A 2,512-nucleotide genomic window follows, 5' to 3' on the forward strand; every position below is an offset into this window, starting at 1 on the left:
CTGCTCTTGCTGGCGCTCTGAGCCCGGCCCCGCCCTCACCCCATGCGCCTGCGCCTCGCCCAGCTGCCCCTGCTGGCCCTGCCCCTGATGCTGCTGGCGGTGCTGCTGGGGCTGGGCCGCGCCCCGGCCCGGGCGCTTGAAGATGCACAACTGCGCTGGGCCGCGCCCGAGCATCGCTACGAGGAGGTGCTGGCCGTGGACATTGACGACGCCGCACTGCGTCGTCTGGAACCCCTGCTGGGTCACTGGCCCTATGAGCGCGGCGCCTATGCCCTGCTGCAGGACTATCTGCGCGAGGCGGGTGTGCGGCTGCTGGTCATCAACCTGGTCTTTGCCGAGCAGCGCTCGGGCGACGACAGCCTGGCGCGCAGCCTGGAGGAGCGGCCCGACTGGGTGCTGGCCGCGGCCGGGCTGCGCCAGCCCCTGGGCCTGGACGCGGCCCAGTCCGACACGCTCACGCGGCTGAGCCTGTCTCAGAGCTCGCCCCTGCCAGCCACCGAATGGTCGGCCCTTACCCTGCCCACGCCCGATCTCTTGACCAGCGCCACCCCGGGCAGCGTGGGCCTGATCAGCGCGCCCCTGGACGAGGACGGCCGCCTGCGCCGCCTGCCCCTGCTGCACCGCGTGGGCGAAAAGCGCCTGCCGGCCCTGCCCCTGGCGGCTTGGATGCGCGAGTCCGGCGCCCGCCAGGCTTCCGAGCTGGGCCGCTGGCCGCTGGACTCGCAGGGGCGGGTCTTGCTGCGCTTGTCCAAGCACGCCGATGCGGTTCCGCGCCTGGGCTGGGACGAGCTGATGGAGGCGGCCCTGGGCGCACGCGAGGATGCCTCCCTGCGGCCCCTGCTGAAGGGCCGGGTGGTGTTTCTGGGGAGCAGCGCCTTCTTCGCCGACCAGGTGCTGACGCCGCAGGGCCTGCGCGGTGGCACGGCCCTGCAAGCCGCTGCCTATGCGGCCCTGCGCCGGGGGGAGCTGCTGAAGCCCGCCCCCTGGCCCTGGCAGCTCCTGCTCTGGGGCCTGGCAGCGGCGCCCCTGCTCTGGGCCGCAAGCCGGCCCCGCCCCGAGCTGGCGCGCCAGGCCGCGCTCAGCGCCCTGGCTCTGGCCGCGCTGCTGGGCCTCACCGCCCTGGGCCTGGGCTGGCAGTGGCTGGCAGCGCCGGGCGGTCCCCTGGCGCTGCTGGGCCTGAGTCTGGCGCTCGGCGCCCTGGCCCAGCTGCGCTGGTCCGCGCTCATCCAGCGCCAGCTGAGCCATGAGCGTGCCGTGGCCGAGGCGGCCAACCAGGCCAAGAGCCAGTTTCTGGCCAATGTGAGCCACGAGATCCGCACCCCGATGAACGCCTTGCTGGGCATGGCCGAGCTGCTGGCCAAGACGCCGCTGAATGCCGAGCAGCGCCGCTATGTGGAAGCCTTCCGCGGCGCGGGCCAGACCTTGTTCGAGCTGATCAACGACCTGCTGGACATCTCCAAGATCGAGGCCGGCCGCCTCAGCCTGGAGCCGGCCCCCTTCGAGCTGGAGGCCCTGCTGCGCCGCTGCACCGAGCTGCTGCGCCCGCGCGCCGAGGCCCAGGGCCTGGCCCTGCTGCTGGAGCTGGCCCCCGAGGCCAAGGCTTGGGTGGAGGGCGATGCCCAGCGCCTGTCCCAGGTGCTGATCAATCTGCTGGGCAATGCCATCAAGTTCACCCGTGAAGGTCGTGTCACGCTGAGCGCGCGGCGCGAGCCCGGGGGCCGCCTGCTGCTCATGGTGAGCGATACCGGCATCGGCATCGCGCCCAGCAAGCATGAGCTGATCTTCCAGCCCTTCACCCAGGCCGATGGCAGCGTCACGCGCTTTTACGGCGGCACGGGCCTGGGCCTGTCCATCAGCCGCAGCCTGGTGCAGATGATGGGCGGCGAGATCTGGCTGGAGAGTGCCCCCGGCCAGGGCAGCCGCTTCTTCATCCGCCTGCCCCTGCCGGCCGTGACACGCCATGCCGTCAGTCCGCCGCAGCCCTCGCCCACGCCAGCCGCAGCCGAGCTGCCACCCCAGCACATCCTGCTGTGCGAGGACAACGAGGTGAACGTGCTGCTGGTACAGGCCATGCTGCAGCCCGCGGGCCACCACATCACCGTGGCCGAGAACGGCGCCCTGGGCCTGCAGTACCTGCGCGAGCGGGCTTACGACCTGGTGCTGATGGATGTGCAGATGCCCGGCATGGACGGGCACAGCGCCACCCGCGAGCTGCGCCGCCTGGAGGCCCGCCTGGGCTGGCAGCATGTGCCCGTGATCGCACTCACCGCTCATGCCTTCGCGAGCGACATCCAAGCCAGCCGCGAGGCCGGCTGCGACGACCATCTGAGCAAGCCCATCAGCCAGGCCGCCCTGATGGCGGCGCTGCGCCGCCACGGTCGCCCGCCCGGTCGGCCGCCGCCGGGCCCGCGCCATCCACCGGCGCCGGCCCTGCTGGGCGGACCGGCGCGCGACGGCGCACCGGACCCACATGCCGAGGTTTTTCTGGGCAGCTGGGTCGCCAGCTGGGCCT

At 72.9% G+C, this 2,512-nt stretch carries 1 protein-coding gene; it reads left to right on the top strand.

The features are described 5' to 3' along the window. Positions 1-42 precede the first annotated feature (42 nt). Positions 43-2,512 (top strand): ATP-binding protein (locus ACK5F2_RS16955; RefSeq protein WP_409866761.1); only part of this gene is annotated, 2,470 nt, incomplete at its 3' end.

This window comes from Roseateles sp. (assembly GCF_046300915.1).
Lineage (GTDB): Bacteria > Pseudomonadota > Gammaproteobacteria > Burkholderiales > Burkholderiaceae_C > Kinneretia.